This window comes from Rhodococcus sp. IEGM 1306, assembly GCF_036541985.1.
Taxonomy (GTDB): domain Bacteria; phylum Actinomycetota; class Actinomycetes; order Mycobacteriales; family Mycobacteriaceae; genus Rhodococcus_F; species Rhodococcus_F qingshengii.
This window is the reverse complement of the sequence record NZ_JAZHFF010000002.1, coordinates 52,034-77,959: the sequence shown is the minus strand read 5'-3', so window position 1 is coordinate 77,959 and position 25,926 is coordinate 52,034. Positions and strand designations below refer to the sequence as shown.

Annotated in this window: 28 protein-coding genes; 10 read left to right on the top strand and 18 right to left on the bottom strand. The window is 63.2% G+C overall.

Features of this window, described 5'->3' with window-relative positions; all coding sequences use genetic code 11:
* Position 1: 1 nt before the first annotated feature.
* From cobA to mqo, 7 genes are all read right to left on the bottom strand, one after another.
* Positions 2-1,228: a uroporphyrinogen-III C-methyltransferase gene (cobA, locus tag V3587_RS07125; protein WP_283376273.1), complete on the bottom strand. Its 1,227-nt coding sequence runs from the start codon at positions 1,226-1,228 to the stop codon at positions 2-4.
* A complete protein-coding gene (locus V3587_RS07120) occupies positions 1,225-1,638 on the bottom strand; it encodes a cobalamin biosynthesis protein (protein ID WP_283376272.1) in 414 nt (137 codons plus the stop codon). Before V3587_RS07120 ends, cobA begins: the two co-directional genes overlap by 4 nt.
* The gene (locus V3587_RS07115; RefSeq protein ID WP_283376271.1) at positions 1,622-2,998 is read right to left on the bottom strand and encodes a cobyrinate a,c-diamide synthase; all 1,377 of its coding nucleotides are present in this window, start codon (positions 2,996-2,998) and stop codon (positions 1,622-1,624) included. Before V3587_RS07115 ends, V3587_RS07120 begins: the two co-directional genes overlap by 17 nt.
* Entirely contained in the window at positions 2,992-3,606 is a 615-nt protein-coding gene (gene cobO, locus V3587_RS07110) for a cob(I)yrinic acid a,c-diamide adenosyltransferase (protein ID WP_019748043.1), read from the bottom strand. Before cobO ends, V3587_RS07115 begins: the two co-directional genes overlap by 7 nt.
* A gap of 21 nt (positions 3,607-3,627) precedes the next feature.
* Complete coding sequence (locus V3587_RS07105) at positions 3,628-5,592, bottom strand: magnesium chelatase subunit D family protein (RefSeq protein ID WP_283376270.1); 1,965 nt, start codon at positions 5,590-5,592, stop codon at positions 3,628-3,630.
* 224 nt (positions 5,593-5,816) lie between these two features.
* Positions 5,817-6,293: a GNAT family N-acetyltransferase gene (locus tag V3587_RS07100; RefSeq protein ID WP_003942808.1), complete on the bottom strand. Its 477-nt coding sequence runs from the start codon at positions 6,291-6,293 to the stop codon at positions 5,817-5,819.
* An 11-nt stretch (positions 6,294-6,304) separates the two neighbouring features.
* Complete coding sequence (mqo, locus tag V3587_RS07095; RefSeq protein ID WP_003942820.1) at positions 6,305-7,843, bottom strand: malate dehydrogenase (quinone); 1,539 nt, start codon at positions 7,841-7,843, stop codon at positions 6,305-6,307.
* A gap of 146 nt (positions 7,844-7,989) precedes the next feature.
* On the opposite strand from mqo, the gene V3587_RS07090 reads away from it, so the two are divergent.
* Positions 7,990-9,039, top strand: a complete 1,050-nt coding sequence (locus V3587_RS07090) for an alpha/beta hydrolase (protein ID WP_095970676.1) — start codon at positions 7,990-7,992, stop codon at positions 9,037-9,039.
* Positions 9,036-10,412 carry a mycothione reductase gene (gene mtr, locus V3587_RS07085; RefSeq protein ID WP_283376269.1) on the top strand — a complete coding sequence of 459 codons (1,377 nt, stop codon included), beginning with the start codon at positions 9,036-9,038 and terminating at the stop codon, positions 10,410-10,412. Before V3587_RS07090 ends, mtr begins: the two co-directional genes overlap by 4 nt.
* 78 nt (positions 10,413-10,490) lie before the next feature.
* Here mtr and V3587_RS07080 read toward each other — a convergent pair whose 3' ends face one another.
* Both V3587_RS07080 and V3587_RS07075 read right to left on the bottom strand, forming a co-directional pair.
* On the bottom strand, positions 10,491-11,036 hold the full coding sequence (locus V3587_RS07080; protein ID WP_003942671.1) for an alpha/beta fold hydrolase: 546 nt from the start codon (positions 11,034-11,036) through the stop codon (positions 10,491-10,493).
* A gap of 243 nt (positions 11,037-11,279) precedes the next feature.
* Positions 11,280-11,906 carry a TetR/AcrR family transcriptional regulator gene (locus V3587_RS07075; protein ID WP_283376268.1) on the bottom strand — a complete coding sequence of 209 codons (627 nt, stop codon included), beginning with the start codon at positions 11,904-11,906 and terminating at the stop codon, positions 11,280-11,282.
* Positions 11,907-12,007: 101 nt separating this feature from the next.
* On the opposite strand from V3587_RS07075, the gene V3587_RS07070 reads away from it, so the two are divergent.
* Positions 12,008-13,153, top strand: a complete 1,146-nt coding sequence (locus V3587_RS07070) for a hypothetical protein (protein ID WP_166809629.1) — start codon at positions 12,008-12,010, stop codon at positions 13,151-13,153.
* Complete coding sequence (locus tag V3587_RS07065) at positions 13,146-14,177, top strand: phosphotransferase family protein (RefSeq protein WP_283376267.1); 1,032 nt, start codon at positions 13,146-13,148, stop codon at positions 14,175-14,177. Before V3587_RS07070 ends, V3587_RS07065 begins: the two co-directional genes overlap by 8 nt.
* 34 nt (positions 14,178-14,211) lie before the next feature.
* Here the strand turns inward: V3587_RS07065 and V3587_RS07060 are convergent, their stop codons facing one another.
* Genes V3587_RS07060 through V3587_RS07050 form a run of 3 tightly spaced genes read right to left on the bottom strand, consistent with a single transcriptional unit; the run spans position 14,212 to position 16,143 of the window.
* Complete coding sequence (locus V3587_RS07060) at positions 14,212-15,018, bottom strand: enoyl-CoA hydratase/isomerase family protein (RefSeq protein WP_283376266.1); 807 nt, start codon at positions 15,016-15,018, stop codon at positions 14,212-14,214.
* Entirely contained in the window at positions 15,015-15,632 is a 618-nt protein-coding gene (locus tag V3587_RS07055) for a TetR/AcrR family transcriptional regulator (protein WP_283376265.1), read from the bottom strand. Before V3587_RS07055 ends, V3587_RS07060 begins: the two co-directional genes overlap by 4 nt.
* Positions 15,633-15,681: 49 nt before the next feature.
* On the bottom strand, positions 15,682-16,143 hold the full coding sequence (locus V3587_RS07050; RefSeq protein ID WP_283376264.1) for a PPOX class F420-dependent oxidoreductase: 462 nt from the start codon (positions 16,141-16,143) through the stop codon (positions 15,682-15,684).
* A 120-nt stretch (positions 16,144-16,263) separates the two neighbouring features.
* Here V3587_RS07050 and V3587_RS07045 point away from each other — a divergent pair, with 120 nt between their 5' ends.
* The gene (locus V3587_RS07045) at positions 16,264-17,133 is read left to right on the top strand and encodes a PhzF family phenazine biosynthesis protein (protein WP_283376263.1); all 870 of its coding nucleotides are present in this window, start codon (positions 16,264-16,266) and stop codon (positions 17,131-17,133) included.
* Between the two features lie 88 nt (positions 17,134-17,221).
* On the top strand, positions 17,222-17,656 hold the full coding sequence (locus tag V3587_RS07040; RefSeq protein ID WP_283376262.1) for a DUF6069 family protein: 435 nt from the start codon (positions 17,222-17,224) through the stop codon (positions 17,654-17,656).
* On the opposite strand, the gene V3587_RS07035 is transcribed toward V3587_RS07040, so the two are convergent.
* The 5 genes from V3587_RS07035 to V3587_RS07015 all read right to left on the bottom strand — a co-directional run bounded on the left by V3587_RS07035 (position 17,643) and on the right by V3587_RS07015 (position 22,333).
* Positions 17,643-18,476, bottom strand: coding sequence for a GAF and ANTAR domain-containing protein (locus V3587_RS07035; RefSeq protein WP_200315247.1), 834 nt, complete (start codon positions 18,474-18,476; stop codon positions 17,643-17,645). The genes V3587_RS07040 and V3587_RS07035 overlap by 14 nt on opposite strands.
* A gap of 76 nt (positions 18,477-18,552) precedes the next feature.
* Positions 18,553-19,122, bottom strand: a complete 570-nt coding sequence (locus V3587_RS07030; RefSeq protein WP_283376261.1) for an RNA polymerase sigma factor — start codon at positions 19,120-19,122, stop codon at positions 18,553-18,555.
* 84 nt (positions 19,123-19,206) lie between these two features.
* On the bottom strand, positions 19,207-20,718 hold the full coding sequence (locus V3587_RS07025; RefSeq protein WP_283376428.1) for a cobyric acid synthase: 1,512 nt from the start codon (positions 20,716-20,718) through the stop codon (positions 19,207-19,209).
* A gap of 8 nt (positions 20,719-20,726) precedes the next feature.
* Positions 20,727-21,584, bottom strand: coding sequence for a type I methionyl aminopeptidase (gene map, locus V3587_RS07020; protein ID WP_007734970.1), 858 nt, complete (start codon positions 21,582-21,584; stop codon positions 20,727-20,729).
* Positions 21,585-21,613: 29 nt separating this feature from the next.
* Entirely contained in the window at positions 21,614-22,333 is a 720-nt protein-coding gene (locus V3587_RS07015; RefSeq protein ID WP_283376260.1) for a transglutaminase domain-containing protein, read from the bottom strand.
* A 53-nt stretch (positions 22,334-22,386) separates the two neighbouring features.
* Here V3587_RS07015 and V3587_RS07010 point away from each other — a divergent pair, with 53 nt between their 5' ends.
* The 4 genes from V3587_RS07010 to V3587_RS06995 all read left to right on the top strand — a co-directional run bounded on the left by V3587_RS07010 (position 22,387) and on the right by V3587_RS06995 (position 25,170).
* Complete coding sequence (locus tag V3587_RS07010) at positions 22,387-22,737, top strand: DMT family transporter (RefSeq protein ID WP_166809637.1); 351 nt, start codon at positions 22,387-22,389, stop codon at positions 22,735-22,737.
* The gene (locus tag V3587_RS07005; RefSeq protein ID WP_166809638.1) at positions 22,734-23,060 is read left to right on the top strand and encodes a DMT family transporter; all 327 of its coding nucleotides are present in this window, start codon (positions 22,734-22,736) and stop codon (positions 23,058-23,060) included. Before V3587_RS07010 ends, V3587_RS07005 begins: the two co-directional genes overlap by 4 nt.
* 54 nt (positions 23,061-23,114) lie before the next feature.
* Positions 23,115-23,951, top strand: coding sequence for a helix-turn-helix transcriptional regulator (locus V3587_RS07000; protein ID WP_166809639.1), 837 nt, complete (start codon positions 23,115-23,117; stop codon positions 23,949-23,951).
* Positions 23,952-24,093: 142 nt separating this feature from the next.
* A complete protein-coding gene (locus V3587_RS06995; RefSeq protein WP_283376259.1) occupies positions 24,094-25,170 on the top strand; it encodes an ABC transporter substrate-binding protein in 1,077 nt (358 codons plus the stop codon).
* Positions 25,171-25,187: 17 nt separating this feature from the next.
* Here V3587_RS06995 and V3587_RS06990 read toward each other — a convergent pair whose 3' ends face one another.
* Complete coding sequence (locus V3587_RS06990; protein ID WP_283376258.1) at positions 25,188-25,781, bottom strand: GNAT family N-acetyltransferase; 594 nt, start codon at positions 25,779-25,781, stop codon at positions 25,188-25,190.
* Positions 25,782-25,926: the final 145 nt, after the last annotated feature.

Sequence of the window (25,926 nt, the reverse complement as noted above, 5' to 3'; positions counted from 1 at the left end):
GTTACCCAGCGTCGACAGAAAAGCCCGCGACCGGCCCGATCACGATGATCGCCGGAGGCTTGATCTCCTCGTCCTTGACGCGCTGAGCAACGGTCGCCAGATCGGCCCGAAGTTCACGCTGAGTTCGCAACGTGCCCTCTTGGATCACGGTGACGGGCGTGGATGCGGGGCGTCCACCGTCAACGAGCGCCTTCGCGAATTGATCGATGCGCTCGACCGCCATGAGCAGCACGATCGTGCCGCGCAACTTGGCCAGCGCCGACCAGTCGACCAGCGAATCCGGATGGTCCGGAGCCACGTGCCCACTGACGACGACGAACTCGTGGGTGACGCCGCGGTGGGTGACCGGGATGCCTGCGGCCGACGGAACCGAGATCGCGCTCGTGATTCCGGGCACTACGGTCACCGGAACGCCGGCAGCGGCACACGCTTCGAGTTCTTCGTATCCCCGCCCGAAGACGTACGGGTCCCCGCCCTTGAGGCGGACCACGAACTTGCCTGCCTTTGCGTTGTCGATCAGTGCGGCGTTGATGGCCTCCTGAGCCATGGCGCGGCCGTACGGAATCTTCGCGGCGTCGATCACCTCGACGTCCGGACCGAGTTCGGCGAGCAACTCCGGCGGAGCCAATCGGTCGGCCACGACGACGTCGGCCCGGGCGAGCAACCGGCGTCCTCGCACGGTGATCAGGTCGGGGTCACCCGGGCCACCACCGACGAGGGCAACACCCGCAGCAGCCGGCTCGGCCGTATCGGCGAGGACGCCCGACTGAAGACCTTCGACGACGGCGGTGCGCACGGCTGCCGAACGACGGTGATCGCCGCCGGCCAGAATTCCGATGCTCATACCGTCGTACTCGGCGCTGGCGGGAGTCACCGCCGTGCCGTGCTTCGCGTTGTCGGCGCGCACGCAGAAGATGTGGCGACGCTCCGCTTCGGCGACAATCGCCGCATTGGTTTCAGGCTCGTCGGTCGAGGCGATGGCGTACCACGCACCTTCGAGGTCGCCGTCGGCGTACGGGCGCTCTTCGACCGTGATCTGTCCGGCCGTGGCCATACCTTCGACGGCTGGAGTGAATGCGCGGCTGATGACGTGAACACGGGCACCGGAGGCGACCAGCAGTCCGAGTCGGCGCTGAGCCACAGTGCCGCCACCGAACACGACCACGCGTCGATCGGTCAGGTTGAGGCCGACCAAGTAGTTGGTCTCGTCTGCGGTGGACTCGCTCACTCGCACTCCGTTTCGTCGTCAGAATTGTTCAAGCTGGAGGGAACTTTACGGGCCGCGGCTACGGTCACTCCATCCCTGGCAGTCTTGGTCACTACGAGCCGGCCACCCCCGGAGGCGAGGATTGCCGCCGCTTCCGCGACGCTTGCCGTCCCGATCGCGTGTTCGACGCGAGTCGACGGTGACGGAACCCGAACTCGCCCAAGTACGTCCGAGTCGAAACTCACAATCGGGACGTTCAGCTCATCGGCCGCTGCCAACAGAGCCGCAGACGCCGCCTTTCCGGTCACAGTGGCGAGGACCACGATCCTCGCTTGCCCCCGCAGCACGGCGTTCACCGCAGCGACGATGTCCTTCGCAGTGGCACTCGTCGTGAATCCAACACCTATACAGAGGTCATCCCCGAGCGGCATCGACGAACTTCGCGATCGATTGGGGCTGCCCCACCGGATGAGTGTGCAGATACGACGCGTGGACGCCGCCGCGAACAAATCCTTCGCGGACACTGCCGCCGTCCCACGGCCGCCATCCCCACGCGCCGGCACAACCGTCCGCGTCTGTCGAGACGAGAGACGTTCGGTGGAACTCGTGACCGGTGACACGGGAGCCCGCGTCGAAGAGGCTGGAGTCGCTGATCGCCACTGCCTCGCGGTAGCCGAGGGTCAGGCGTTTTCCGAACGTCGCGTCCACGCCGACAACACCGGCCATGCTGTGACCGTCCAGGCTGCGCGCGAGGTAGAGCAGTCCGGCACACTCGGCATGGATCGGTGCACCGCCGTCCGCCAGGTCACGAACCTGCTGCAGCAGAACGGTATTGGCCGCAAGGTCCACCGCGTGTTCTTCCGGGAAGCCGCCGGGAAGGACCAGAGCGGCAGTTCCCGCGGGAAGCTCGTCGTGCAACGGATCGAACACCTGCACGTCCGCGCCGGCAGCGGTCAGCAGCTCCCGATGCTCGGCGTAACCGAAGGTGAAGGCAGGTCCACCAGCCATGGCGACCACCGGCCGAGATTCGGCGTGCCCGCCGATTTCGGCAACCGGATCCCACGCAGCAGAGCTGACGTTCGAGGCGGCCAACGCGCGAACAGCACCCAGATCGACGTGCGAGGCAATCAGGTCGGACATCGCGTCCACCGCGGCCACGGCGGCCGCGCCGTGCTCGGCCGCCGGAATCAGACCGAGGTGCCGAGACGGAACTTCGAGTTCCGTCAACCGCGGTACCACTCCGAGCACCGCGACGCCGACCTTGTCGCACGCATGACGCAACACCTGCTCGTGACGAGCGCTCCCGACGCGGTTGAGGATGACGCCGCCGATGCGCACACCTGCGTCGTACGTCGCGAAGCCGTGCAGTACGGCGGCCAGACTCTGACTGTGTCCACGGGCGTCGATGACGAGAACCACCGGCGCACCAAGGATTGATGCGACCTGCGCCGTCGATCCTTCGGCCGACGGCTGCGAGTTGGCCTCGTCGATCTTGCCGTCGAACAAGCCCATGACACCTTCGACCACCGCGATGTCGCAGCCGCCTGTTCCGTGCCGGTAGAGCGGGCCGATGCGATCGGGGCCCACCAGGACAGTGTCGAGGTTGCGTCCAGGTCGACCCGCGGCGAGCCCGTGATAACCGGGATCGATGTAGTCAGGCCCCACTTTGAAAGGCGCGACGCTGCTGCCCGAGCGCCGGAGCGCACCGATCAATCCCGTTGCCACCGTGGTCTTTCCGCTACCCGAGGCAGGTGCGGCAATCACCACAGCCGGGGTGGAAGAACTCACCATTCGATGCCCCGTTGACCCTTTCGGCCGGCATCCATGGGGTGCTTGATCTTGGTCATCTCGGTCACTAGGTCGGCTGCGTCGATCAACGCCTGCGGGGCGTCGCGTCCCGTGATGACTACATGCTGGTTGCCCGGACGATCGCGCAGTGTCTGCACGACCTCGTCGACGTCGACCCAACCCCACTTGAGTGGGTAGGTGAACTCGTCGAGGACATAGAATCGATGTTCCTCGCCCGCAAGCCTTCTCGCGATCTCCTGCCAACCCTCAGCGGCAGCAGCGGCATGGTCTTCTTCGCTACCGGCCTTGCGTGTCCACGACCAGCCCTCGCCCATCTTGTGCCACTGCACCGGCCCACCGACACCGGTTTCGTCATGCAGGTTTCCGAGGGCGCGGAATGCGGCTTCCTCACCGACCTTCCACTTGGCGCTCTTCACGAATTGGAAGACGCCGATGTCGAAGCCCTGGTTCCAGGCGCGCAGCGCCATGCCGAAAGCGGCAGTGGACTTACCCTTTCCAGGGCCGGTGTGTACGGCGAGCACCGGTGCGTTGCGACGCTGACGCGTGGTCAGACCGTCGTCGGGAACTGTCTCGGGAACACCCTTGGGCATCGTGAACTCCTGAGCTGGGATCTAGGCTGCGGCGCGGACGACACCCGCGACCTGCTGCGCTGACAATTCGGCGAGGCGGACGTATCCGCCACGTAGTTCTCGGGCCAACTCGGCGGCCAACCCCAGACGCACGAGGCCGGTCTCGCAATCGACGACGATGGACGCGACAGACGCGTCGGCAAGAAGGTGCGCGGCGACGCGGGCGCGATGCAGCGCATCCTTGCCGCCGGTAGCCCGGCCGTCCGTGAGCGTGACGACGAGGGCTCGACGCTGCGGATCACGAAGGCGCTCACGCAGAACCACCTCACGGGCACGCAGGAATCCCTCTGCGAGTGGCGATTTGCCGCCGGTACGCATGGACTGCAGACGACGAACAGCGATGTCCACCGACGACGTCGGCGGCAGTACGAGCTCCGCCTCGCGACCACGGACCGTGATGACGGCGACCTTGTCGCGGCGCTGATAGGCGTCGCGCAGCAGCGACACAACCGCACCGGTGACCGCTGAGAGCCGATCGCGTGCCGCCATCGACCCCGAGGCGTCCACAACGAAGACGATCAGATTGCCTTCTCGCCCTTCACGAATCGCGCCACGCAGATCGGCAGGTGCCAGCCGCAGCCGTCCAGCAGTGCGACCGCGCGCAACTTGGGACTCGACTGCGGCGAAGACCGTGCTCGTCAGATGCAACCCGTGACCACGCTCCCGGGTGGATCGCACGACCCGTCCGCGGGACGACATGGACCGCGAGCGGCGTCCCGGTGCACCTTCACCGACTCCCGGAACTTCGAGTAGCTTGGCCTTGAACTCGCCGGCCGGTGGTGCCGAAGGTCGATCGGTGGCGCGTACTCCCCCACCAGGTCCGTCAGGACCTTCCGGGCCGTCGTCGTCCGGACCCTCGTCGTCCGGACCGCCGTCTTCGGGGCCACCATCTTCCGGGCCACGGTCTTCGTCAGGGCCACGGTCTTCGGGACTCTCGGGAGGTTCGGGCTCTCCGTCGCGCGCGTCGTCCTCGACCTGAGACTGGGCGTCCTGATCAGCCTGCTCGAGTGCATCGTCCAACTGCTGCTGATCCAAGCCGGGCTCGTCGAACGGATCGCGGCGGCGGCGATGCGGCAGCGTCAGTTCCGCCGCTACTCGCACGTCCTCCGCAGTGACCTCAGTGTCGCCTCGCCACGCGGCGTGGGCGGTCGCGGTGCGCGCGAGCACCAAGTCGGCGCGCATTCCGTCGACGTCGAACGACGCACACAGTGAGGCGATACGACGCAGCTCGCGGTTGCTCAGCTCGACCGAGTCCAGTTTCTCACGCGCCGTGAGGATTTCGGCTGCCAACTCGTGATCGGCTGATTCGTACCGAGCGACAAATGCCTCGGGGTCACGCTCGTAGTCGAGGCGGCGACGCACCACTTCCATGCGCACGTCGACGTCGCGGGAAGCTGCGACGTCGACAGCCAGACCGAATCGGTCCAACAACTGCGGACGTAGTTCTCCCTCTTCGGGATTCATCGTGCCGACGAGTACGAACTTGGCCGGGTGCGAATGGGAGATGCCGTCACGCTCGATGTGGACCCGGCCCATCGCCGCGGCGTCGAGAAGCACGTCGACCAGGTGGTCGTGAAGCAGATTCACCTCGTCGACGTACAGAACACCCTGGTGAGCGGCGGCAAGCAGGCCCGGTTGGAAAGCGCGCTCACCGTCACGGAGAACTTTCTCGAGGTCGATCGAGCCGATCACTCGGTCTTCGGTGGCGCCGACGGGCAGTTCCACCAAGCGGGCCGGTCGCATCGTTCCGGCGTCGTCGACCGCGGGCAGCAGCGCAGTCAGCGCGCGCACGACCGTCGACTTGGCAGTTCCCTTCTCACCGCGGACCAGGACTCCACCGATCCCCGGATGCACCGCACACAGGATCAGCGCCAATCGCAATTGATCCTGGCCGACCACAGCACTGAACGGGAAGCCCGCCACTGGTCGATCTTCTTCACTTCGCACGTCGATATCCCTCCACCTCTCGGTTTCCTCGCCGAGAATTTGGCTGCACTCGAATGTCGCGGCAACCTGGCTGAGATCTCCCGGTCAATCGGTAGAGGAGAGATCTTTCACAGTGGCGGGACCGCGCCTGGATCGAACAGGACTTCCCCGCGAGCATTCGGTATCGAAAAAACCCTAGTCGGCTCACTTTCCCATGAGCCGACCAGGGTCAAATCTCCGACGAACTAGCTGACAGCCACGAAAGGCTCTCCCCCACCACGACGCATCGGAGTGTGCGGGATGCCGTCTTCGATGAACTCTTCACCGTCGGCCTTGAATCCGTGCTTGGCGTACATCTCGACCAGGTAGGTCTGCGCGTTGATCCGACACGGCGCTTCGCCGACCTCGGCCAGCGCAGCCTGCAGGAGGCGGGTCGTATGCCCCTGTCCACGAGCCTGACGCGACGTGCAGAGACGCCCGATTCGGAAACTCTTGTTTCCGTCGTCGTGCTCTTCGAGCAGACGGAGTGTGCACACCACCTGGCCGTCCTGCTCGAGCCAGAAGTGGCGGGTTTCCGTCAGCAGGTCCCGCCCGTCCAACTCGGGATACGGGCAGGCCTGCTCGACGACAAAGACCTCCACTCGAAGCTTCAACAACTCGTAGAAGGTCTTGTTGTCGAGGTCGAGTGCCCATGAACGCTTCAAAGCTGCTGTTGCCGTCATGGGTTGGACTATCACACAGTCGCGGCGGTATCCGCGACCGGAGCCGATTCGGAAGCACCGGCAGAATCGAGCTCGAGAACCTTCGAGGACCAATCCCAGACCTGGTTGAACAGGCCTTCGTTGTCAGTGAGTTTGACGCCGATGGACGGAACCATCTCGCGAAGCTTGCCCTTCCAACCCTGGAACTCGGTCGGGAAGCAACGCTCGAGCACGTCCAGCATCGCCGGAACGGCCGTCGACGCACCAGGCGAAGCACCGAGCAGGCCGGCGATGGAACCGTCCTCAGCGGCGACCACAGCGGTGCCGAATTCGAGAACACCACCCTTGCCCTTGGCCCGGCGGATCACCTGGACACGCTGGCCGGCGGTGATGAGTTCCCAGTCCTGCGCCTGCGCCTTGGGCGCGAATTCACGCAGATCCCAGATGCGACCGGCTTCGTTCTTGGCGAGCTCGCTGACCAGGTACTTGACCAGGCCGAGCTCGCTGACACCGACGCCGAGCATCGAGAGGATGTTGTTCGGCTTGACCGAGCCGGGCAGGTCCGTGACGCGACCCTGCTTGAGGAACTTCGGCGACCAACCGGCGTACGGGCCGAACAGCAGACCCGGCTTGTTGCCGATGACACGGGTGTCGAGGTGAGGCACCGACATGGGCGGGGCGCCGACAGCAGCCTTGCCGTAGACCTTGGCGCTGTGCTGGTCGATGAGTTCGGGGTTGGTGCAGCGCAGGAAAGCGCCGCTGACCGGGAAGCCGCCGAAGCCCTTGGCTTCCTTGATGCCCGACTTCTGCAGCAGGTGCAGGGCGCCGCCACCGGCACCGACGAACACGAAGCGCGAGCGAACGGTGCGCTTTTCACCGGTACGACGGTTGGTGACCTTGACGGTCCAGGACTTGTCCGAGTTCTGGGTCAGGTTGGTGACCTCGTGGCCGAAGTACATCTTGCCGCCGGTCTTACCGATGTAGCCGATGAGCTGCTTGGTGAGCGCTCCGAAATCGACGTCGGTGCCGTCTTGGCTCCAGTTCAGGGCGATGGGATCCGAGAAGTCGCGTCCCTTGGCCATGAGTGGCAAACGCTTGCTGAACTCGGCCGGATCGTCGATATATTCCATGCCGCGGAAGAGCGTGTGGCCGGCAAGTGCGTCGTAGCGAGCACGCAAGTACTTGGCGTTGGCCTCACCGTGAACGAAGCTCACGTGTGCGATGGGGTTGATGAATTCCTTGGGCTGAGTCAGGACGCCCTGCTCGACCGCGTGTGCCCAGAACTGGCGGGACACCTGGAACTGCTCGTTGACGTTGACGGCCTTCTTGATGTCGACCGTGCCGTCCGAGTTCTCCGGGGTGTAATTGAGCTCACACAGGGCGGAGTGACCGGTTCCCGCGTTGTTCCAGGGGTCGCTGCTCTCGGCTGCGACGGCATCGAGCCGCTCGAAGGTCGAGATCGACCAATCGGGCTGCAGCTGGCGCAGCAATGCGCCCAGCGTGGCGCTCATGATGCCTGCGCCCACGAGCACTACATCCGTCTTCGTCTCTACCGCGTTCTGATTCGACACTGGAGAATCGACTTCCTTGTCATTAGCCGTGCGCGCATCCGCCTGCTGTGTTACGCCGAATAGGTTACCCGTGCGTACTCGCGCGGTTCACCACCCCCAATTGTGCTCTACAACGCGCACCCGAAACGACGATTAGATTGTGATTTGTGACTACTTGGGTTCCAGACGTCCTCGGTGACGGATATCAGCAGCTGACGATCCCCCTCGGAACGGATCCGGACGGCGAAGGCGAGGTGGACGCAACACTGGTCCGCTACCAACCGCAGAAGGAGGCGGTGAAGACACGTCGTGCCGTCTTGTACGTGCACGGCTTCACCGACTACTTCTTCCAGAAGCACCTGGCCGAGCATTTCGCCGAACAGGGTTACGCGTTCTTCGCACTCGATCTGCGTAAGTGCGGGCGCTCCCTCAAGCCGGGGCACACAGCTCATTACGTCTCCGACCTTGCGCTCTACGACGCCGAACTGAACGAAGCGCTGCGCATCGTCCGCAGCGAGACCGAGGGCAGCGAGGTGTTGCTCATGGCGCACTCCACCGGCGGTCTGATCGTTCCGCTCTGGCTGAACCGTTTGCAGCGCAAGCCCGGTGGCAGCGCCGGAGCCGGAATCTGCGGGCTGGTCCTCAACAGCCCGTGGTTCGACCTTCAGGGGCCTTCGGTAGTTCGCAACGTCGGTACTACGGCGATCGACGCCCTCGGACGAGTGTCGGCAAAGACCGTGATCCCGGGAACGGGACTACCGACTTACGGTTCCAGCCTTCATGTTTCGGCCAACGGCGTCTGGGATTACAACCTCGATTGGAAGCCACTGGCAGGCTGCCCCGTCACCTTCGGGTGGATGCGCGCGGTTCGAGCGGGTCACGCGAAACTTCACCGCGGCCTCGACATCGGAGTGCCTGCGCTGATCCTGCGCTCGAAGAAGTCGCAGTTCGCGAAGGCGTACAACCCGAGCGTCGACCTCGCCGATTCCGTTCTCGACGTCAAACAGATCGCACGCTGGGCGGGGTGCCTCGGCGATCGCACCACTATCGTCCCGATCGACGGCGCCCGCCACGACGTGTTCCTTTCCACCGAGAAGCCCTTGGCCACAGCCTTTTCCGAACTCGATCTGTGGTTGGAGTGGCTCGACGGCCACCTCACCCCGGCCGTAGAAAGTTCGGCAAGCACAGCAAGCAACACACAGGAGATCGCGCAGTGACGCACTACGACCTTGCAATCATCGGCAGCGGATCCGGAAACTCGCTGCCCGACGAGCGGTTCGACGGCAAGAAGATCGCAATCCTCGAAGAGGGCACCTTCGGCGGAACGTGCCTCAATGTCGGGTGCATTCCGACCAAGATGTTCGTCTACGCCGCCGAGGTGGCACGCACCATCACCACTGCCGAGAAGTACGGCGTCGACGCCACGCTCGACGGCGTCCGTTGGTCCGACATCGTCAAGCGCGTCTTCGGCCGCATCGATCCCATTTCTGCAGGTGGAGAGCGGTACCGCAGCGAAGACAGCCCCAACACCACCGTCTATCGCGGCCACGCCACGTTCACCGGCGACAAGACGATCGACACCGGAACCGGCGAGACGATCACCGCTGACCAGGTGGTCATCGCAGCCGGTTCACGTCCGATCATCCCGGAAGAGATCGCGTCGAGTGGTGTGAAGTACTACACCAACGAAGACATCATGCGACTGCCGGAACTCCCTGAACACCTCGTGATCGTAGGCTCCGGATTCATCGCCACCGAATTCGCACACGTGTTCTCCGCGTTGGGTTCCCGCGTGTCGATCATCGGTCGCAGCCAGCGACTGCTACGGCACCTCGACGACGAGATATCCGAGCGCTTCACCGAGTTGGCCGAACAGAAGTGGGACGTCCATCTGGGCTCACCCCTCACGTCGGTACGCGGCGACGGCGACAACATCGCCGTCGAACTGGCAAACGGCACAGTCGTTTCCGGTGACGTCCTCCTCGTCGCGGTGGGTCGGCAGCCCAACGGCGATCTACTCGGCCTCGACAAGGCCGGAGTCGAACTCGACGACAAGGGCTCGATCGTGGTCGACGAATACCAACGCACCACCGCCGAGGGTGTCTTCGCGCTCGGTGACGTCTCCTCGCCGTACCAACTCAAGCACGTCGCCAATCACGAAGCGCGAGTCGTTCAGCACAACCTGCTCCAGGACGCCCGGAAGGACACGTCCGGGCTTCGCAGCACCGATCACCGCTTCGTACCCGCTGCAGTGTTCACCGACCCGCAGATCGCCGATGTCGGAATGACCGAGAAGCAGGCTCGCGACGCCGGACTCGACATCACGGTCAAGGTGCAGGCATACGGCGACGTCGCGTACGGCTGGGCGATGGAAGATCAGGAGGGCATCTGCAAGGTGATCGCCGAGCGCGGCACCGGACGCATCCTCGGCGCCCACGTCATGGGTACGCAGGCCCCGACCGTCATCCAGCCGCTCATCCAGGCGATGAGCTTCGGTTTGTCAGCTCAGGACATGGCCCGCGGCCAGTACTGGATCCACCCGGCCCTGGCCGAAGTAGTCGAGAACGCGCTGCTCGGCCTCGATATCTGACCACGACCAACCCGCATGACGCCGAAAAGGCGGGCACTCCGCATAGTGGGAGTGCCCGCCTTTCCGTAGGTCAGAGTGTCACCAGGGGCTGGTACGCAGCACGATCTCGGTTGCGAGTTCGGCCGGTGCCGACTTCACGACGTCGTCGACACCCGGAAGTTCCGTCACGCGGAAGTCGGAGTACACGAAACGACCACTGGCGTCAGCGATGGCCCGTCCTCCACTACCCACGACGACGGTGGTCGGAACCTCGACCGGCGGAACGCCGGCAATATCGCTGGCCGACGGGTGACCACGGTCCACGGCGATCAAACTCGCGAAGCGGCCGAACTGACGTGCAGCCAACAGCCACGCGAGATCGGCGCCCTCCCGGTGACCGACCAGATTCACCCAGGCGATGTTCAACTCGTCCAGCAGCACCACTGCCGAGGTCTCGTCGAGATTCTCGATCGATTCCACCGCGACGGTCCGCAGATCCGAATGATGCAGTCGCTCACACACATCGTCGTACAAGTCGACGGGGTCGCCCTTGCCGGGGAGCAGGAGTACCGCATGCTTGCTGACCGGCCCGTCGATCCGAACGGTGCACGAACCACTGCCCACCGCTACTCGAGTCAATTCCATGTCTGGAAACGGTACGCGATCCACACTGTGGAGGACCCTGGAGTCGACAGAAGTATGACCACTCATACATTCACACCACCGCTGCGAGCCCGATTTGTTCGCTCTGCACCCCCTCGTTACCCCCTCCCTTCCGAGCGAAAGTGGCTTTCGGCGCATCTGAGGCGACCGATGTACCGTTCGCTCGGGTGGGGGTGGGCCGAAGCCCCGGTCGACTGACCAGGCGAACAGCCTCGGTTCAGCTGGTCATCGACGTGCCTCTGCACCGGCGGCCGTGAGAAGCAGAACCAGTGCGTCCGCAGTGCGCGTGCAGAACGCGTCACCGTCGGCGAGGCCACTCGTGAGGCCCCGCACGATGGTGGTTGCAACGAGAATGTCGAAGGCCACATCGGCGGTCGACACGATTTCCGCGTCGGACCGCTCGGGAAATTCGACACGCACTCGCTCGGCGAGTGCGAGCCGGGCCGGGTCTTCCGATCTCCGAACCAGTTGTTCGTAGGCGCCGTCTTCTTGATGGTAGGCCGACAGCAGGCCGGGAATCGCTGCGCGCGTTGCCGGTTCGGCAACTCTCGCGAGGAACCATCTCGTCCAGGCCTGCATGTCGTCACGCAAATTCGACGTGGTCACCGGTAGCGCCGCATCCTGCATTCCGAAGACCGCATCCTCGATGATGGATTCCTTGGTCGCCCAGCGCCGATAAATTGCGGCAGTGCCCAGTTCGGCCCTTCGCGCGATGGCTGTGATCGTGGTCTTCTGGTAACCCTGCTCCGCCAGCAACTCGCGGGCGGCGGTGAGGATGGCGTCGTCCACCTGCGGATCTCGAGGGCGCCCCACTCCGACGGTGCCGATACGTCGATCTCTGCGTTCGTCCACAACTGCGGACAGTACCCGACCGGTTTCGCCGAAAACCATTACGTTGCGTAGCGCTCCGTAATAGATTGTGGACATCCACCCCGTTGACAGAAGGACCTACCGTGATCACACCGCACGACGAACTACTCATTCATCAACTCCCGACGACACTCGACCACGTCTCGCAAAGTGACCTGCGCTGGACCGAACGCATCGTGATGTACGGCTTCGACAAAACGGGCGAGATCAGCATCATGACGGGGCTGGCCAAATACCCGAACCGCAACGTCCTCGACGCCTACGCGATGGTGACGCGCAAGGGCGAGGAAGCCCGCGTGGTGCGCCTGTCCACCGAGTTGAACCCTCAGACCGGAGGACTGGCAGCGTGGAGTGTGGGGCCGTACACCTATGAAATCGTCGAACCACTCCGCCAGGTACGTTCCACGGTCGACGCAAACGAACACGGATTGAGCCTGCAACTCGACTTCCACGGCGACTTCCCGGTGTACGAGCAGACGGCAGCGTTCCATCGCACGCGCGGCCGCGTTCGCGAAGACGCCCGACGCTTCTACCAGAACGGCACCATCACGGGTTGGATCGAAATCGACGGCACCCGCATCGACATCGATCCGGACAACTGGTGGTTCGGCCGCGATCACTCGTGGGGCGTACGACACGGCGGTGGCGGCGGCAGTCTGTCCGAGGGCGCGAACCTGCAGCCGTCCGAGGTTCCGGACGGAGTCCTCTATTACATGGGGATATTCCAATTCGACGACGAGGTAGTGCATTTCGCGCAGCGCGAAACCAGCACCGGCGCGCGCTGGCAGTTCGAGGGCGAGGTGCTCTTTCCGATCGGTTCCGGCAAGGACGCGCTACCGATCGTCGACGTCGAGCACGACCTGAAATTCCGTGACGACATGCGGGTGGTCGAATCCGGCACTTTCACCGTGCACCGAGCGGACCGGACCACCGACGTGATCGAGGTGAATCCAGTGTGCGATTTCTGGCCCGGACTGGCCGGTTACGACGAGTACCGGGGCTACGCCTCCGGCATGTACCGCGGCAAGGACTTCAGCGACAGCTTCACCGTCGACATCACGAACCTCGATGAAATCCGGCAGGTGAGCATGCTCAGCGAGACGCTGTGCGAGGTCCGCATGGGAGACAAAGTCGGATACGGGCTCGTGGAAATGGTCTTCATGGGCGTGAATCCCCGCTACGGGTACACCGATTGGAGCAACACACGGACAGGTACGAACAATGACTGACCGAACAGCCGCAGAAGACATCGCACCCGCCCTTGAACCACTTGTCCGGGAGCACATTCCGGGTACTCGAGGCGCCAAGATCGTCAACTTCAAGCGCACCGAACGCGGATTCTCGACGGAGACATACCTGTTCGACCTCGATGGCGCCACCGGCGAGTCGAGTGGTTTCGTTTTCCGGCGTCCACCCGAGGTTTCGCTGTTCCCCGACTACGATCTCCGCCGCCAGTTCCTCGTGACACAAAGGCTCGCGAAGTCCGACCTCGCAGTCCCCCACGTTCGGTGGATCGACAGCGGTGACAACCCACTCGGCAGCCCCTACTACGTCATGGACCGCATCGGTAATGCCGAGGCGCCCAGCGACTTTCCGTCGTATCACAGTGCCGGAACATACTTCGAAGCCGACGAGGCAGGCCGAGCGAAGATGTGGTGGGGATGCGTCGAGACGATTGCGCAGATCCATCGTTTGGACCCGGACAAGCTCGAACTCGGATTCCTCTCCTACCCCAAGTTCGGCACCCATCCGGTCGAACAGGCGGTGAACTACCTCGACTGGGCCGTTCGTTGGGCATCGCCGGACCTACCGCCGATATTCGACAAAGCACTGGCCTGGCTGAGGGAGAACATCTACCAACCCGAACACGTGACACTGTGCTGGGGCGATGCCCGGATGTCGAACATCCTCTACGGCCCGGACCAGTCGATCGCCGGGGTTCTCGATTGGGAGATGGCCTACCTCGGCGATCACGAGGCAGACCTCGCGTGGCTGTTGTTTCTCGATTGGGCGTGTAGCGAATTCGAGGGACACACACCTTTGCGAGGCACTCCCAGCCGAGAAGAGACGATTGCCCGCTACGAGGAGCTGACCGGCTGGAGCGTCGAGAACCTTGTGTTCAACGAGGTACTCGCTGCGGTTCTGCTCGCTGTTCCGCTCCTGCGCCTGTCCACGCATCTCCAACTCGGCGAACATACGGATATCACCGCGTTCTGCAAACATCGTCTCGAACAGTTGCTGCTAGACGCGTAGTCGTCCGCGTGTGATTTTCCGCAAGGCTCCCGAATCATTCCGACGGGATTTCCTGCCACTCGGCGGACAAGCGCGAAACCCACACAGGCGTGCGCCGTTCCATTAATGCACGAACACCTTCCACCGCGTCCGGCTTCCCCATGACGCGTAGATGCAGGTCCGTTTCGATGGCCGCCACCGTCTCTGGTCGACAGCTGCTGCTCTGGCTCTGCCAGAGCAGTCGCTTCGAGAGTGCCACCGACATCGGTGCAGTGTTCGTCGCAATGTCTCGGGCGATCACCAACGCCGCCGAAAGCACTTCGTCAGCGGGCAGGCAACGGCTACCCAATCCGAGCGCGATTGCCTCGGCTCCGTCGAACGTCCTCCCAGTCAAAAGGATGTCGGCGGCCACAGCCATTCCGGCGATGCGCGGAATCGTCCAATGCGCCATCGCATCCGGCAATACACCGAGGCGAACCTGCGGTATTGCATACTTGGCGTCTGCTGCAAAGATTCTGATATCGGCCTGCATCGCGATGGTGAGGCCGATTCCGATCGCATGTCCGTTCACCGCTGCGATGACCGGCTTTCGCAACTCGAACGCCGGCGGATCCACCGGTGATGACGAAAACTGCTCACCGTCAGGTGAATCGAAGGTGCCGGCGCCGTCGCCAAGATCTGCACCCGCGCAGAATGCTGGTGGCGCACCGGTCAGCACGATCACGCGAACGGAATCGTCTTCGTCGAGCTTTCGGTACGCCTGCCCCAATTCTCGACCCATGTGCTTGTTGAAGGCATTCCGCTTGTCAGGCCTGTCGAGGGTCGCGACGGCAACGCCGCCGTCCACCGAAACCGAGATCATTGCCCCACCGCTTCCGTCCCGACGACGTCGGCCGGATGCGAAGCCAGGACGTACAGAGATCGTGCGAGGGCATCTACAAAGCCGTCCTGACCCTCGAGCCCACGGGTCAGCCCCTGCATTGTCGTCGTTCCGGCCAGCAGATCGAACAAGAACATCGCGTCTGCACCTGCCGGGATCTCACCATGCCTCACCGCGTCGTCCAGCAGATCCTGAAACGCTGCACGAACCGGCGCACCGATAGCCAACAGACGTTGTCGCGCCTCCGCCGTCCGCGAATCGGCAAGCAGGCCAGGAACTCCGGCCCGCGCCGCGGGTCGGGCAGCGCGGACCAGGAAGATGTGCACCCACGTCGTCAGATCCACCCGCAAATCACCGGTCGACCGAGGCAGCGGATGTCCGCCGGGACCATGCACCGCTTCTTCGATCAGGGCTTCCCGTGACGACCAGCGACGGTAGATGGCCGGCGTATTGACACCGGCAGTCCTGGCAATCGCCGAAATGGTCGTCTGCTGATACCCGACTTCGGCCAGCAGTGTGCGAGCTGCAAACAGCACAGCCTCGTCCTTGTCTGGGTCGCGTGGTCGTCCGATACGGGCGGGAGACTCGGTTTTCACCATTACATGTTAACTCGTAACGTTATCTCCCCACCTGAACCAACACAGTTCAGGTACCGGACGGTTTGGGGAGCCTCGTCATTCCGTAGACGTGATCAGCGCGCACCGTGAGGATCTGTCGACGCTCCACAACCATTGCTTCGCGGTACTCCTCCCAATCGGGATGCTCCTGGCCGCTGATGTCCCGGTACAGCTCGACCAGTGCGTCAGACACTTCGTCGTAAGGATCGGCCGCGACGGGTGTTACCACGGCAAGTCCTTCGATCACGGCGTAGCTCCAGAAGTCGGGCGCGCTGACGTGGAGGGAAACCCGCGGATCGCGGATCGCATTTTTACTCTTGGCGCGATCGGCTGTGATGGACACCGAAGCAGTCTTCGACTCGACGTCCCAGCGGTAAATGATGTTGGACAACTGTGGGCGGCCGTCACGCTTGACGGTTGCCAGCACGCCTTGTTTTCCCTGGGCCACGAGTGCGAACAACGCTTCGGCGGTGTCTGTGTCATTGCTCATATCTGCACCAACGACGCCGTGCGGCCGGTTTGTTCCGGAGCAGTCCAGTTCGCAGATCGCGGACCGTAATCGCGCGATGTCTCTTCCCCCGATGGACGACAGCGGACAAAGATGGTCGACATGGCAACTCCTCACGACATCCTCCGGCTGACTGCGTTCAGTTCGGATCCGGCCGGCGGTAATCCCGCCGGCGTACTGCTCGACGCCCGCGGGCTGGACGACTCCGAATTACAATCTGTTGCAGCTGAAGTCGGGTATGCAGAGACGGCGTTCCTCATCGAACCGGAACTCGGCGGCAATCCGCGTCACAGCCGGATCCGCTACTTCTCCCCCATCGCCGAAGTACCGTTCTGCGGCCATGCCACTATCGCGACGGCGATCGCGCTCACCGAGAGAGACGGCGCCGGCACCTTCACATTCGAGACGCCGATCGGACCGGTATCGATCGACACGGCGACCGACGCGGACGGCAGATCCACCGCCACCTTCACCAGCGTCGAACCGTCGGTCTCGCCGATCGATCACGCGGTGTTGACGGCACTGCTCGGGCTCATCGGCATCGATTCGTCCGCGCTGGACGTACGGTATCCCGCAATGCTCTCGTATGCCGGCAACACTCACCCGATCGTCGTACTACAAGAGCAGACAGCTTTCGACGAGTTCACATTCGATCCCGTAGCGATGCGAACCCTGATGGACGCGCAGGGGTGGGCCGGCACGGTGACAATCCTGCATCCCCTCGACGACTCCACATTCGAAGCCCGAAATCTGTTTCCGGTGGGAAACATCGTCGAGGATCCCGCAACCGGGTCCGCAGCGGCGTCGACCGGCGGTTACCTGCGCAAACTCGAACCCGCGGCCACTCCGCGGCGGATCACCATCCACCAGGGCCGACACGTCGGGCGTCCCAGCGTGCTCGAGGTCGACATCCCGGTCGACGGCGGTATCGCGGTCACCGGCACCGCAGTGCCCGTCGTCGACGGGCAGTAGTCAACCTCAGCGATGAGTTTCTCCCCGCCGGCGGGTCTATTCATCAGAGCGACGTCACAAGACCATCGCATCGAGCCGGGAGAACACCATGTCTGCAATCGCGTCAACCGCACACAACCTCCACGTCACCAAGCCACGTGCCGTACTCGGCGCCACGGTAATTGCTCTCGTCGTCAATCTGATCCTGTGGTTGGTCGGCCTCGCATTGGGCGGATCCTTCGAGATGACAGATCAGGGAAAGCTGGCCGGCGTCGCACCCGGCGGGGTCATCACATTGACGGTCGTGCCGCTGTTGGTCGGTTTGTCGGTCGCAATGTTGATCTCACTGAAGTGGGAGCCGATCGTCCGCATCGCCCAGGTCGTGGGTGCAGTCGTTGCGCTCGGCACCATCGCTTTGACCATTGCCGCCGACTTCGACGCCGCCAGCACGGTCATGCTCGCGCTGATGCACGTGGTTGTCGCCGCGGGCGTCGTCGTCGCGCTCGAGGCTGTACGTCGGTCCCCTCGAACTAGACAGCGGTAGGCGGCGCCGAATACGTCTCGACGATCTCGGCTGCCACGTCGCGCAACCGGGTATTCGTCGTCTGAGACTGCTTGCGCAGCATGTGAAATGCAGTGTCGGCGTCGATCCGATGGATGGCCATCAGCATGCCTTTGGCCTGTTCGATCGGCGCCCGGGTCTCGAGCGCACGTTGCAAGGCATCAGCCACAGCCTTGGCGGACTTGAAACGAGAGAAGTCGCCGATCGCGCGTGAGACCGTTGTCGTGAGAATCTCCATGACGTCCGCGTCGACGCGATCGAAGGCCGCTGGGGCGCGTCCGTACAGGTTGAACGAACCGAGTCGCTGATCCGGCGTGAAGAGCGGCGCCGCGAGAAAGGACTTGATCCCTTCGTCCTTCGCCGCCGCCGCGAACCGCGGCCAGCGTTCCGCGCTGGTCTCGGCGTCGACGACAACGGTGTCACCGGTTCGAGCGGCGTGCAGACATGGTCCGTCGCCGGCGTCGTATTGCTCGATGTCGACGCGCAAGGTTCGCGAATCGGTGTGCACGGCGGTGTAGGTCTGCCCGGCCAGATCGATGGTGACGCCGATGCTGTCGGCGCCCTCGATGGCGTCGTTCGCGATTTCGACGGCCCGCTGGAGCAGGACCACGAGTTCGTCCTCGTCACCGATACTTCCTCCGAGCGCTGCCAGCAACTCCCGGACCGCGCTTGCAGTCAGCCGAGTTTCCGCAGCCTCGACGGCGACGTCAGCACCCGTTGCCGTCGCATCGTCCGGCATTACCGACGGCACCGAATCCTCGGTTCTCGGGTCGAAGCCTCTGGGGTCGAAAGCGGTATCCACGACGAAGCATTCTTCCAGCTACCCGGGCCGTCAGGAGAGTGAGTTCGGTGACAGAACCCGGCAAACCGCCGAGTCGTCATCGCCATCGGTCGAGCGCGAGACCCAGATTCCGCCTCGCCCGAGTGTGTTGGCCACGAACCGCGTCCGGACTCAGTTCCAGGACAACTGCGATCTGTGGATACGTCATGCCCTCCACTTCCCGCAAGACCCAGGCGGCGCGCTGACGCAGCGGTAGACGATCGAGTTCGGCTTCAAGAGCGTCGAGAAATGCTGTGCCGCATACTTCCTCGCTCGGATCGCGCAATCGAGTATCGACTTCGTCCCGAAGTCCGTCCACATCGGCGGCGCAGGAGCCGACTTTTCGATGGACATCCGAGATCTTGCGAGAACAGATCGCGAACAACCAGGTCTTGATGCTCGAGCGCCGCTGAAACCCCGGAAGTTGGCGCCAGGCGGCTAGGCAGGTTTCCTGGACGATGTCGTCGACGTCACTCTCACTGGTGACGAGTCGACGGGCAAATCGATACAAGTGCGGGCCGTATCGGCGAACGATGACGTCGAAGGCCGCATGATCGCCGAGCATTGCCGAGTCGACCAGCACCTCGTCACTGAAGTCGGTAAGCAAGCCGTCGAATTGATCTGTCACCGCGCACACTCCTACTAGGGAGCCGTCGCGGGAGTGAGGCCTGGCTATTCTACCGCGTGCACGCCGACGCCCGCGGGAGCGCTCTCAGGCTTCGAGTGCGGAGGCAATGACGGGAAGCCCGACAGGCGCCCCACCGTTGATCAGTTTCTCGAGTAGATCCTGATCGAGGTGCTGCTCGACGAGATCAGCGAGAAGGTCGAGTTGTTGTTCTCGCACCGCGGCAACCGAGGTGTCGGGTGCAGCAACAAAACCGGGAACCGCGATCTCACGCAGCAGGCTGCGCCGAAAGTCGTCACTTTCCAGGAGACCATGCCAATGTGTCCCTCGAACAGACCCTCGCACACTGCCTTCCGGCACACCGCCCGAGTCCGCCAGCAATGGGCGGTCCCCGTTGCGCACGACGCGTCCGTGATGAATCTCGTACCCCGACACCGAGATACCGTCGGCGGAACCGGTTACCTGCGCCAGCACTTTGTCCGAAGCGAATTCGATGTCGAGGTCCAGCAGACCGAGTCCTGCGGTAATCCCTGATCCTGATTCGACGTCGTCGACGATGGAATTACCCAGCATCTGGTATCCGCCGCAGACTCCCAGCACGGCCTGCCCGCGACCTGCTCGGGCGATGATCTCGTCGGCCAGGCCGGTACGGCGCAGCCACTCGAGGTCACTCACGGTGGACTTACTACCGGGGATCACCACGAGGTCTGCGTCGCGGATCCGCGACGGATCGGTCACCCACGAAACTGCCACGCCCGGTTCACATGCCAGCGCCTCGACATCCGTCGAGTTGGAGATGCGCGGGAGCCGAACCGCAGCAACGGTGAGCCAGGCCGAACCGACGGGTGGGCCAGGGCGCCCTACCGGGGCGTTGCCGGTGACGCCAAGCGAATCCTCGGCGTCGAGCCAAAGATCGTCGGCAAACGGGATCACTCCGAGAGTGGGTCGACCGGTGAGGCTGCGCAGTTGATCCAGTCCGGGTTCCAACAGTGCAACGTCACCGCGGAATTTGTTGATCACAAATCCCGCGATCAATGCCTGGTCGCTCGGCGAGAGCACCGCAACGGTCCCGAACAGATGGGCCAGGACGCCGCCGCGATCGATGTCACCGACGACGACGACCGGAATCTGCGCAGCCTCCGCCAACCCCATATTGGCGAGATCTGTTGCACGTAAATTGATTTCAGCCGGGGAACCCGCGCCTTCACAAATCACTACGTCGAACTCGGATCGAAGCGATTCGAGATCCTCGGCCACGACGGCGCGAAGCCACTGTCGATGCTGCATGTAGTCGCGAGCACCCACTGTGGTCATCGCCTTGCCCCTAACGACAAGTTGCGACGTCCGGTCACTGCCCGGCTTGAGCAGCACCGGATTGAACCGAACACTCGGTTCGAGCCCGCACGCTCGTGCTTGAAGAGCCTGCGCACGGCCGATCTCTCCGCCGTCGAGCGTGACCACGGAATTGTTCGACATGTTCTGTGCCTTGAACGGCGCAACTCTGACGCCTCGACGCGCCAGCATGCGGCACAGTCCGGCCACCAGAACGCTCTTGCCGGCGTCGGATGTCGTGCCCGCCACCAGCAGAGCGCCGCGCATCTCCGAACTCAAGGCAGGGTGAGAATCTCTGCACCGGTCTCGGTGACCACCAAGGTGTGCTCGAACTGTGCCGTCCACTTACGGTCCTTGGTGACGACGGTCCAGCCGTCCTCCCAGATCTCGTAGTCGATACCACCGAGGTTGATCATCGGTTCGATCGTGAAGACCATGCCCGGTTCGATGATCGTCTCGACCGCGGGCTCGTCGTAGTGCAGGATCACGAGGCCGTTGTGGAAGGTCTCGCCGATACCGTGTCCGGTGAAGTCCCGGACGACGCCGTACCCGAACCGATGGGCGTATGACTCGATGACACGTCCGATCACGTTGAGCGCACGGCCGGGCTTGACGGCTTTGATGGCCCGCATCGTTGCCTCGTGCGTGCGCTCGACGAGCAAGCGGTTCTCTTCGGACACGTCACCGGCGAGGAACGTCGCATTGGTGTCGCCGTGAACCCCGTTGATGTACGCGGTGACGTCGATATTGACGATGTCGCCGTCCTGGATCACGGTCGAGTCGGGGATTCCGTGGCAGATCACCTCGTTGAGAGACGTGCAGCACGACTTGGGAAAGCTCTTGTATCCCAACGTCGACGGATATGCGCCGTGGTCGAGCATGAACTCGTGTGCGATGCGGTCGAGTTCGTCGGTCGTGACACCGGGAGCGACAGCCTTGCCGGCTTCCTGCAGCGCGCCTGCAGCGATCTTGCTGGCGATGCGCATCGCCTCGATCGTCTCCGGCGTCTGAACCCAGGGCTCGTTGCCCTCTTTGGCGGTCGGCTTCCACGCGTACTCGGGCCGCTCGATCTTCGAGGGCACAGCGAGGACGGGAGAGACGGTTCCAGGGACCAATGGGGTACGCACAGACATGCAGAACAGCCTAGACCTCGCGTCGCGCGTCAGCCGGATGCACTCCAGTTCCGGAAAACAGGATCGACGAGAATTCTGACGGGGGTCGACATCGTCTGTCCGAACTCCTCGAAGAGATTGTCGCGCGATTCGAAGGTGCCCAGATCACGGTCGACGAACTCGGAGAAGTCCAAGCAATCACACGAAACCGATCCACCCCAGCTGATCGGAGCGCGTCCGATCGCGTCGAACAGTGTTTCCTCGCCGGTGTTCGTGAACGGTTGCACCGATGAGACTGCCGCAGGTGCAACGATCTCGGAGATGTCCTGCCAGCGTCCGTCGATCAGAAATTCCGGCCACGCCAGCAGCACTGACGTCGGAATCACCGCACGTAGATGCCGAAATCGCGGATACCAGAATTCCCCGCGAAGTACGAGACCGCGGACGCGGGTGGCGATACCTCGGCGGCGAGCCAACGCTTCGACCACGGCAAGTCTCTGGCTGCATGATCCGCGCCCTCGACTCAATGTCACCGAGACGGGTTGCCGGTCGTCGAGTCCGTACACCGCCCGAATCGTTGCAGCGACGCTGCGATGCGCCGACACCAGGAACTCCTGCGCCGACTGGATCGCACCTTCTGCAATGTCCTCGTATAGGCGGGCCACGTCATCGTGGCCCCAGTCGAGAATCGGCGTCGCGGCTGCGTCGCCTCCGGACACATCGTGGCGGATGTCACCGTCGCGGATTCCGCCGAGCAGCACGCACGTCATGTCTCAACCGTAGTGCGCGACCGGAATCCGTGGAGCCTGACAGAATCCGAACCGTGAAGAAATGGCTGCTGTTGATCACCGCGATCCTGACCGAGGTGTCTGCGACTTTGTCGTTGCGCGCCGCCCTCGATCACCCCGCTTGGTACATCGTGGTCGTCGGCGGATATCTCGCGGCATTCACCGCCTTGTCGTTCGTCCTGCGGGAGGGCATGGGACTCGGTGTCGCATACGGAATCTGGGGCGCAACCGGAGTTGTCCTGACCGCCGTGTTCGCAACTTTCCTTTTCGGCGACCCGCTGACAGCAACGATGGGCGTCGGTATTGCCCTGGTCATCGGCGGAGTGCTGTGCGTCGAACTCGGTTCCCAGGTTGCTGCCGACAGCGGGCCGGCGGACCCGGCATGACCTTCGTATTTCTGATCGCTGCAATTATTTCCGAGGTCACCGCGACGTTGTCACTACGGATGGCGTCGCAGGACGGCAGCGACAAACGATGGCTCGCGGTTGTCGCCGTGGGGTACCTCGCCGCTTTCGCTTTCCTCACGCTCGCACTCGACGCGGGCCTGACGATCGGCGTTGCGTACGGCATCTGGACTGCATGTGGGGTGGCGCTGACGGCAATCGCATCCCGCATTCTCTTTCGCGAACCGCTGACCAAGCTCATGATCGTGGGGATCGGCCTTATCGCGGCAGGCGTGCTTCTCATCGAACTCGGTGCGGCCCACTGAGCCCAGCAAACAGGGTGTAAGGTTTACCTAACTTTGCTTTGGAGGTAGTCCGCGGTGCCGATCCCTGCCCTTCGTGAAATCGACGGTGGTCCACAGCTGGACGACGGTCCGCACTTACGGGAACCCGAACGCCACACTCCGATGGCGCGCGCCGTCCCGGCGCCGTTTCGACTGACGACGTACATCGTCGAGACCGACCACATCACGCAGTGGCCACAGCACGCTCATGCCGAGCACGAACTCATCTGGTCCGACCGCGGCGTCGTCAACATGATCATCGACAATCAACTCTGGACCGTCACGCCCGGCGTCGGCCTGTGGATCCCTCGCGGGGTCCTCCACGAGGGTCAGGCCAATCCCCACGTCGCATTCCGCGCCACTCTCTTCACCCCCGAGTTGTGGACTCCCGCCTGGAACGAACCGTGCATCGTGACGCTGAGCGAGGCGGCGCGAGTTCTGCTGATCCACCTCGCCCATACCGGAATGCCTGCAGAACAACGCCTTCGGGCTCAGCAGGTCTGCGTCGATCTCCTCACTCCCGCATCAGCCCCGCATTTCGACGTGCCGATCCCCCGCGATCCTCGGCTACGGATACTCGTCGACAAAGTTCTGTCTGATCCCGCCGACGATCGATCACTCGATCAGTGGGCGCACGTTCTCAATCTCAGCCGACGCACGGTCACCCGGATCTTCGCCGCGGAACTCGCCTTGAGCTTTGCGCAGTGGCGCACCCTGGTTCGCATGAGTACGGCCTTGGGAATGCTCGGGACCGGGATGAGTGTGAATGCAGTCAGTCGTCGAGTCGGGTACGGGACGTCGAGTTCGTTCATCGCCGCCTTTCGCAAGACGGTCGGCTACACCCCTGGCAATGCTCTCGCCGCCGTCAACTGACGCAAGCCTGACCTGTTGTCGACATCTGCTGGCCCCTTCGCTACACGGACGCGCCCTACATTCACTTAGGTAAGCCTGCTCTCATGTGCTCGAGGCACTGAGTCGTGCAAGCACTTCCCCGATCAATCCCGAGGAGTTTCGCGTGTTCAGATCTGCCCGTCAGAGAATTCGTCCCCAGCGGAGGCGACGAATAGTCGTTGCGCTGATGGTGGCGGCCGCACTGCCTCTGGCCGCCTGCACGCAGTCGTCGACCGAGACCGAAGGAAACAATTCGTCGGCATCCGCCGTCGAGGACGGCGCGTTTCCCGTCACGATCAAGCACGCATTCGGTGAAACCGTCATCGACAAGGAACCGACCAGGGTCCTCACCCTCGATTCCGCAGCGGCAGACACCGTCATCGCCCTGGGAGTCACCCCGGTAGCGATGCAGAAGGACTCGTGGGCCGGCGACGCCGACGGCTTCCTGCCGTGGACCCGCGCGGAACTCGAGAAGTCGGGCCAGACACTGCCCACGCCTGCGCCGTACTACTCCGACAGCGGGGAGCTCCTGTTCGAACAGATACTCAATGTCGCACCCGATCTGATTCTTGCGCCGTATTCCGGTTTCTCCGAGCAGGACTACCAGCGCCTGAGTTCGATCGCCCCGACACTCCCCTACGACACCAAGCCGTACCAGCCGAGTTCGTGGCAGAACCTGGCCACCGATGTCGGCAAGGCTCTCGGTCGCCCCACTCAGACCGCTGCGCTGATCAAGTCCGCGGAGGAAACTGTCCAGGAGTCGAAGGCGAGCCATCCGGAATTCAACGGGGTCACCTTTGCCTTCGGGTCCTACATCCGCGAGGGAGAAACCGAAACCGCCATCTACGGCCCCGACGATCCACGCGTCAAGTTCGTCGAAAACCTTGGGCTCACAGTTGCTCCCGACGTGGTGAACGGCGCCAAGAACTTTGCAGGCGACTCTTTCCTGTTCGGCATCAGCATGGAGAAACTCGACACGATCAACACCGACGTGTATCTCGGATGGGCAAGCGATCAGTCGGAAGTCGACAGCACGTTGGCCAACACTCTGTTCGCGCGGTGGCCGGTCATCGCCAACGGAAAGGACTTGTGGATCACCGACAATCGCCTGACAGCGGCGACCATGTACGTCAGCGTTCTGAGTGTCCCGTGGGCAACCGACGAGCTCGTTCCACAGTTGACCGAACTGGTCGCCAAGTAGCAGCCCACACGGTCCGATCACGCACCTGAAGGCCACTCACTGCGCAGTGTCGCGAAAACCAGAGTGTCGGTCCATTCGTTCTTGATCCACGCGTTCTGCCGAAAATGTCCCTCTCGCCGCATACCGATACGCTGCGCGAGTCGTGCCGAAGATTCGTTTCTCGAATCCATCTGCGCGATCACGCGGTGCAATCGGGGAGTCGCGAATACATAATCGAGCAGAGCCGTCACCGCTTCCGTCGCGAATCCGCGGCCGCCGAACTCGGGCGAGAATGCCCACCCGAGTTCGGCGGTGCGCTCGGTTTCAGCTGTGCGCTCGGGCTCGTCGACAAGCCACGCACTCACGCTTCCCACAACCTGACCGTCGTATTCGACGACAAGAGCCACCGCGCCCGCTGTCAGGTCGCGGCGAGACATTCTGGTCTGCACTGCCTCTCGCGCATCGTCCGGGCTCCAGGGTTCGTTGAACAAATACCGGCACACGTCGCTACGCCCGTAGAAGGTGAGAAGGTCCTGATGATCGCCGGGACGGTAGGTACGAAGCACCAGTCGATCCGTCCGAATTGTTACCGGCGCAGTCGTCGGCGTCATGCCTGCGTCCTCCACATCCATGCCGTCACGGTAGATCCTCTCGGATTCGTGGGCGAGCGAATATCGCGAGGATGTCCAGCGCTCAATGTTTGATTTGCCCCGTGGCGGGATACTTCACCACCGTAAATAGTCGCAATACGGAGTTACGCCAGGCAATTTCGCACTT

Coding starts and splice junctions, on each gene's coding strand:
- V3587_RS07115 (WP_283376271.1), bottom strand. CDS start 2,998: ATGGTGAGTTCTTCCACCCCGGCTGTGGTGATTGCCGCACCTGCCTCG.
- map (WP_007734970.1), bottom strand. CDS start 21,584: ATGTCTGTGCGTACCCCATTGGTCCCTGGAACCGTCTCTCCCGTCCTC.
- V3587_RS07100 (WP_003942808.1), bottom strand. CDS start 6,293: ATGACGGCAACAGCAGCTTTGAAGCGTTCATGGGCACTCGACCTCGAC.
- V3587_RS06990 (WP_283376258.1), bottom strand. CDS start 25,781: ATGGATGTGGAGGACGCAGGCATGACGCCGACGACTGCGCCGGTAACA.
- V3587_RS07065 (WP_283376267.1), top strand. CDS start 13,146: ATGACTGACCGAACAGCCGCAGAAGACATCGCACCCGCCCTTGAACCA.
- V3587_RS07060 (WP_283376266.1), bottom strand. CDS start 15,018: ATGATCTCGGTTTCGGTGGACGGCGGCGTTGCCGTCGCGACCCTCGAC.
- V3587_RS07080 (WP_003942671.1), bottom strand. CDS start 11,036: ATGGAATTGACTCGAGTAGCGGTGGGCAGTGGTTCGTGCACCGTTCGG.
- cobO (WP_019748043.1), bottom strand. CDS start 3,606: ATGCCCAAGGGTGTTCCCGAGACAGTTCCCGACGACGGTCTGACCACG.
- V3587_RS07050 (WP_283376264.1), bottom strand. CDS start 16,143: ATGAGCAATGACACAGACACCGCCGAAGCGTTGTTCGCACTCGTGGCC.
- V3587_RS07120 (WP_283376272.1), bottom strand. CDS start 1,638: ATGCCGCTCGGGGATGACCTCTGTATAGGTGTTGGATTCACGACGAGT.
- V3587_RS07015 (WP_283376260.1), bottom strand. CDS start 22,333: ATGACGTGCGTGCTGCTCGGCGGAATCCGCGACGGTGACATCCGCCAC.
- V3587_RS07045 (WP_283376263.1), top strand. CDS start 16,264: ATGGCAACTCCTCACGACATCCTCCGGCTGACTGCGTTCAGTTCGGAT.
- V3587_RS07040 (WP_283376262.1), top strand. CDS start 17,222: ATGTCTGCAATCGCGTCAACCGCACACAACCTCCACGTCACCAAGCCA.
- V3587_RS07025 (WP_283376428.1), bottom strand. CDS start 20,718: ATGCGCGGCGCTCTGCTGGTGGCGGGCACGACATCCGACGCCGGCAAG.
- V3587_RS07005 (WP_166809638.1), top strand. CDS start 22,734: ATGACCTTCGTATTTCTGATCGCTGCAATTATTTCCGAGGTCACCGCG.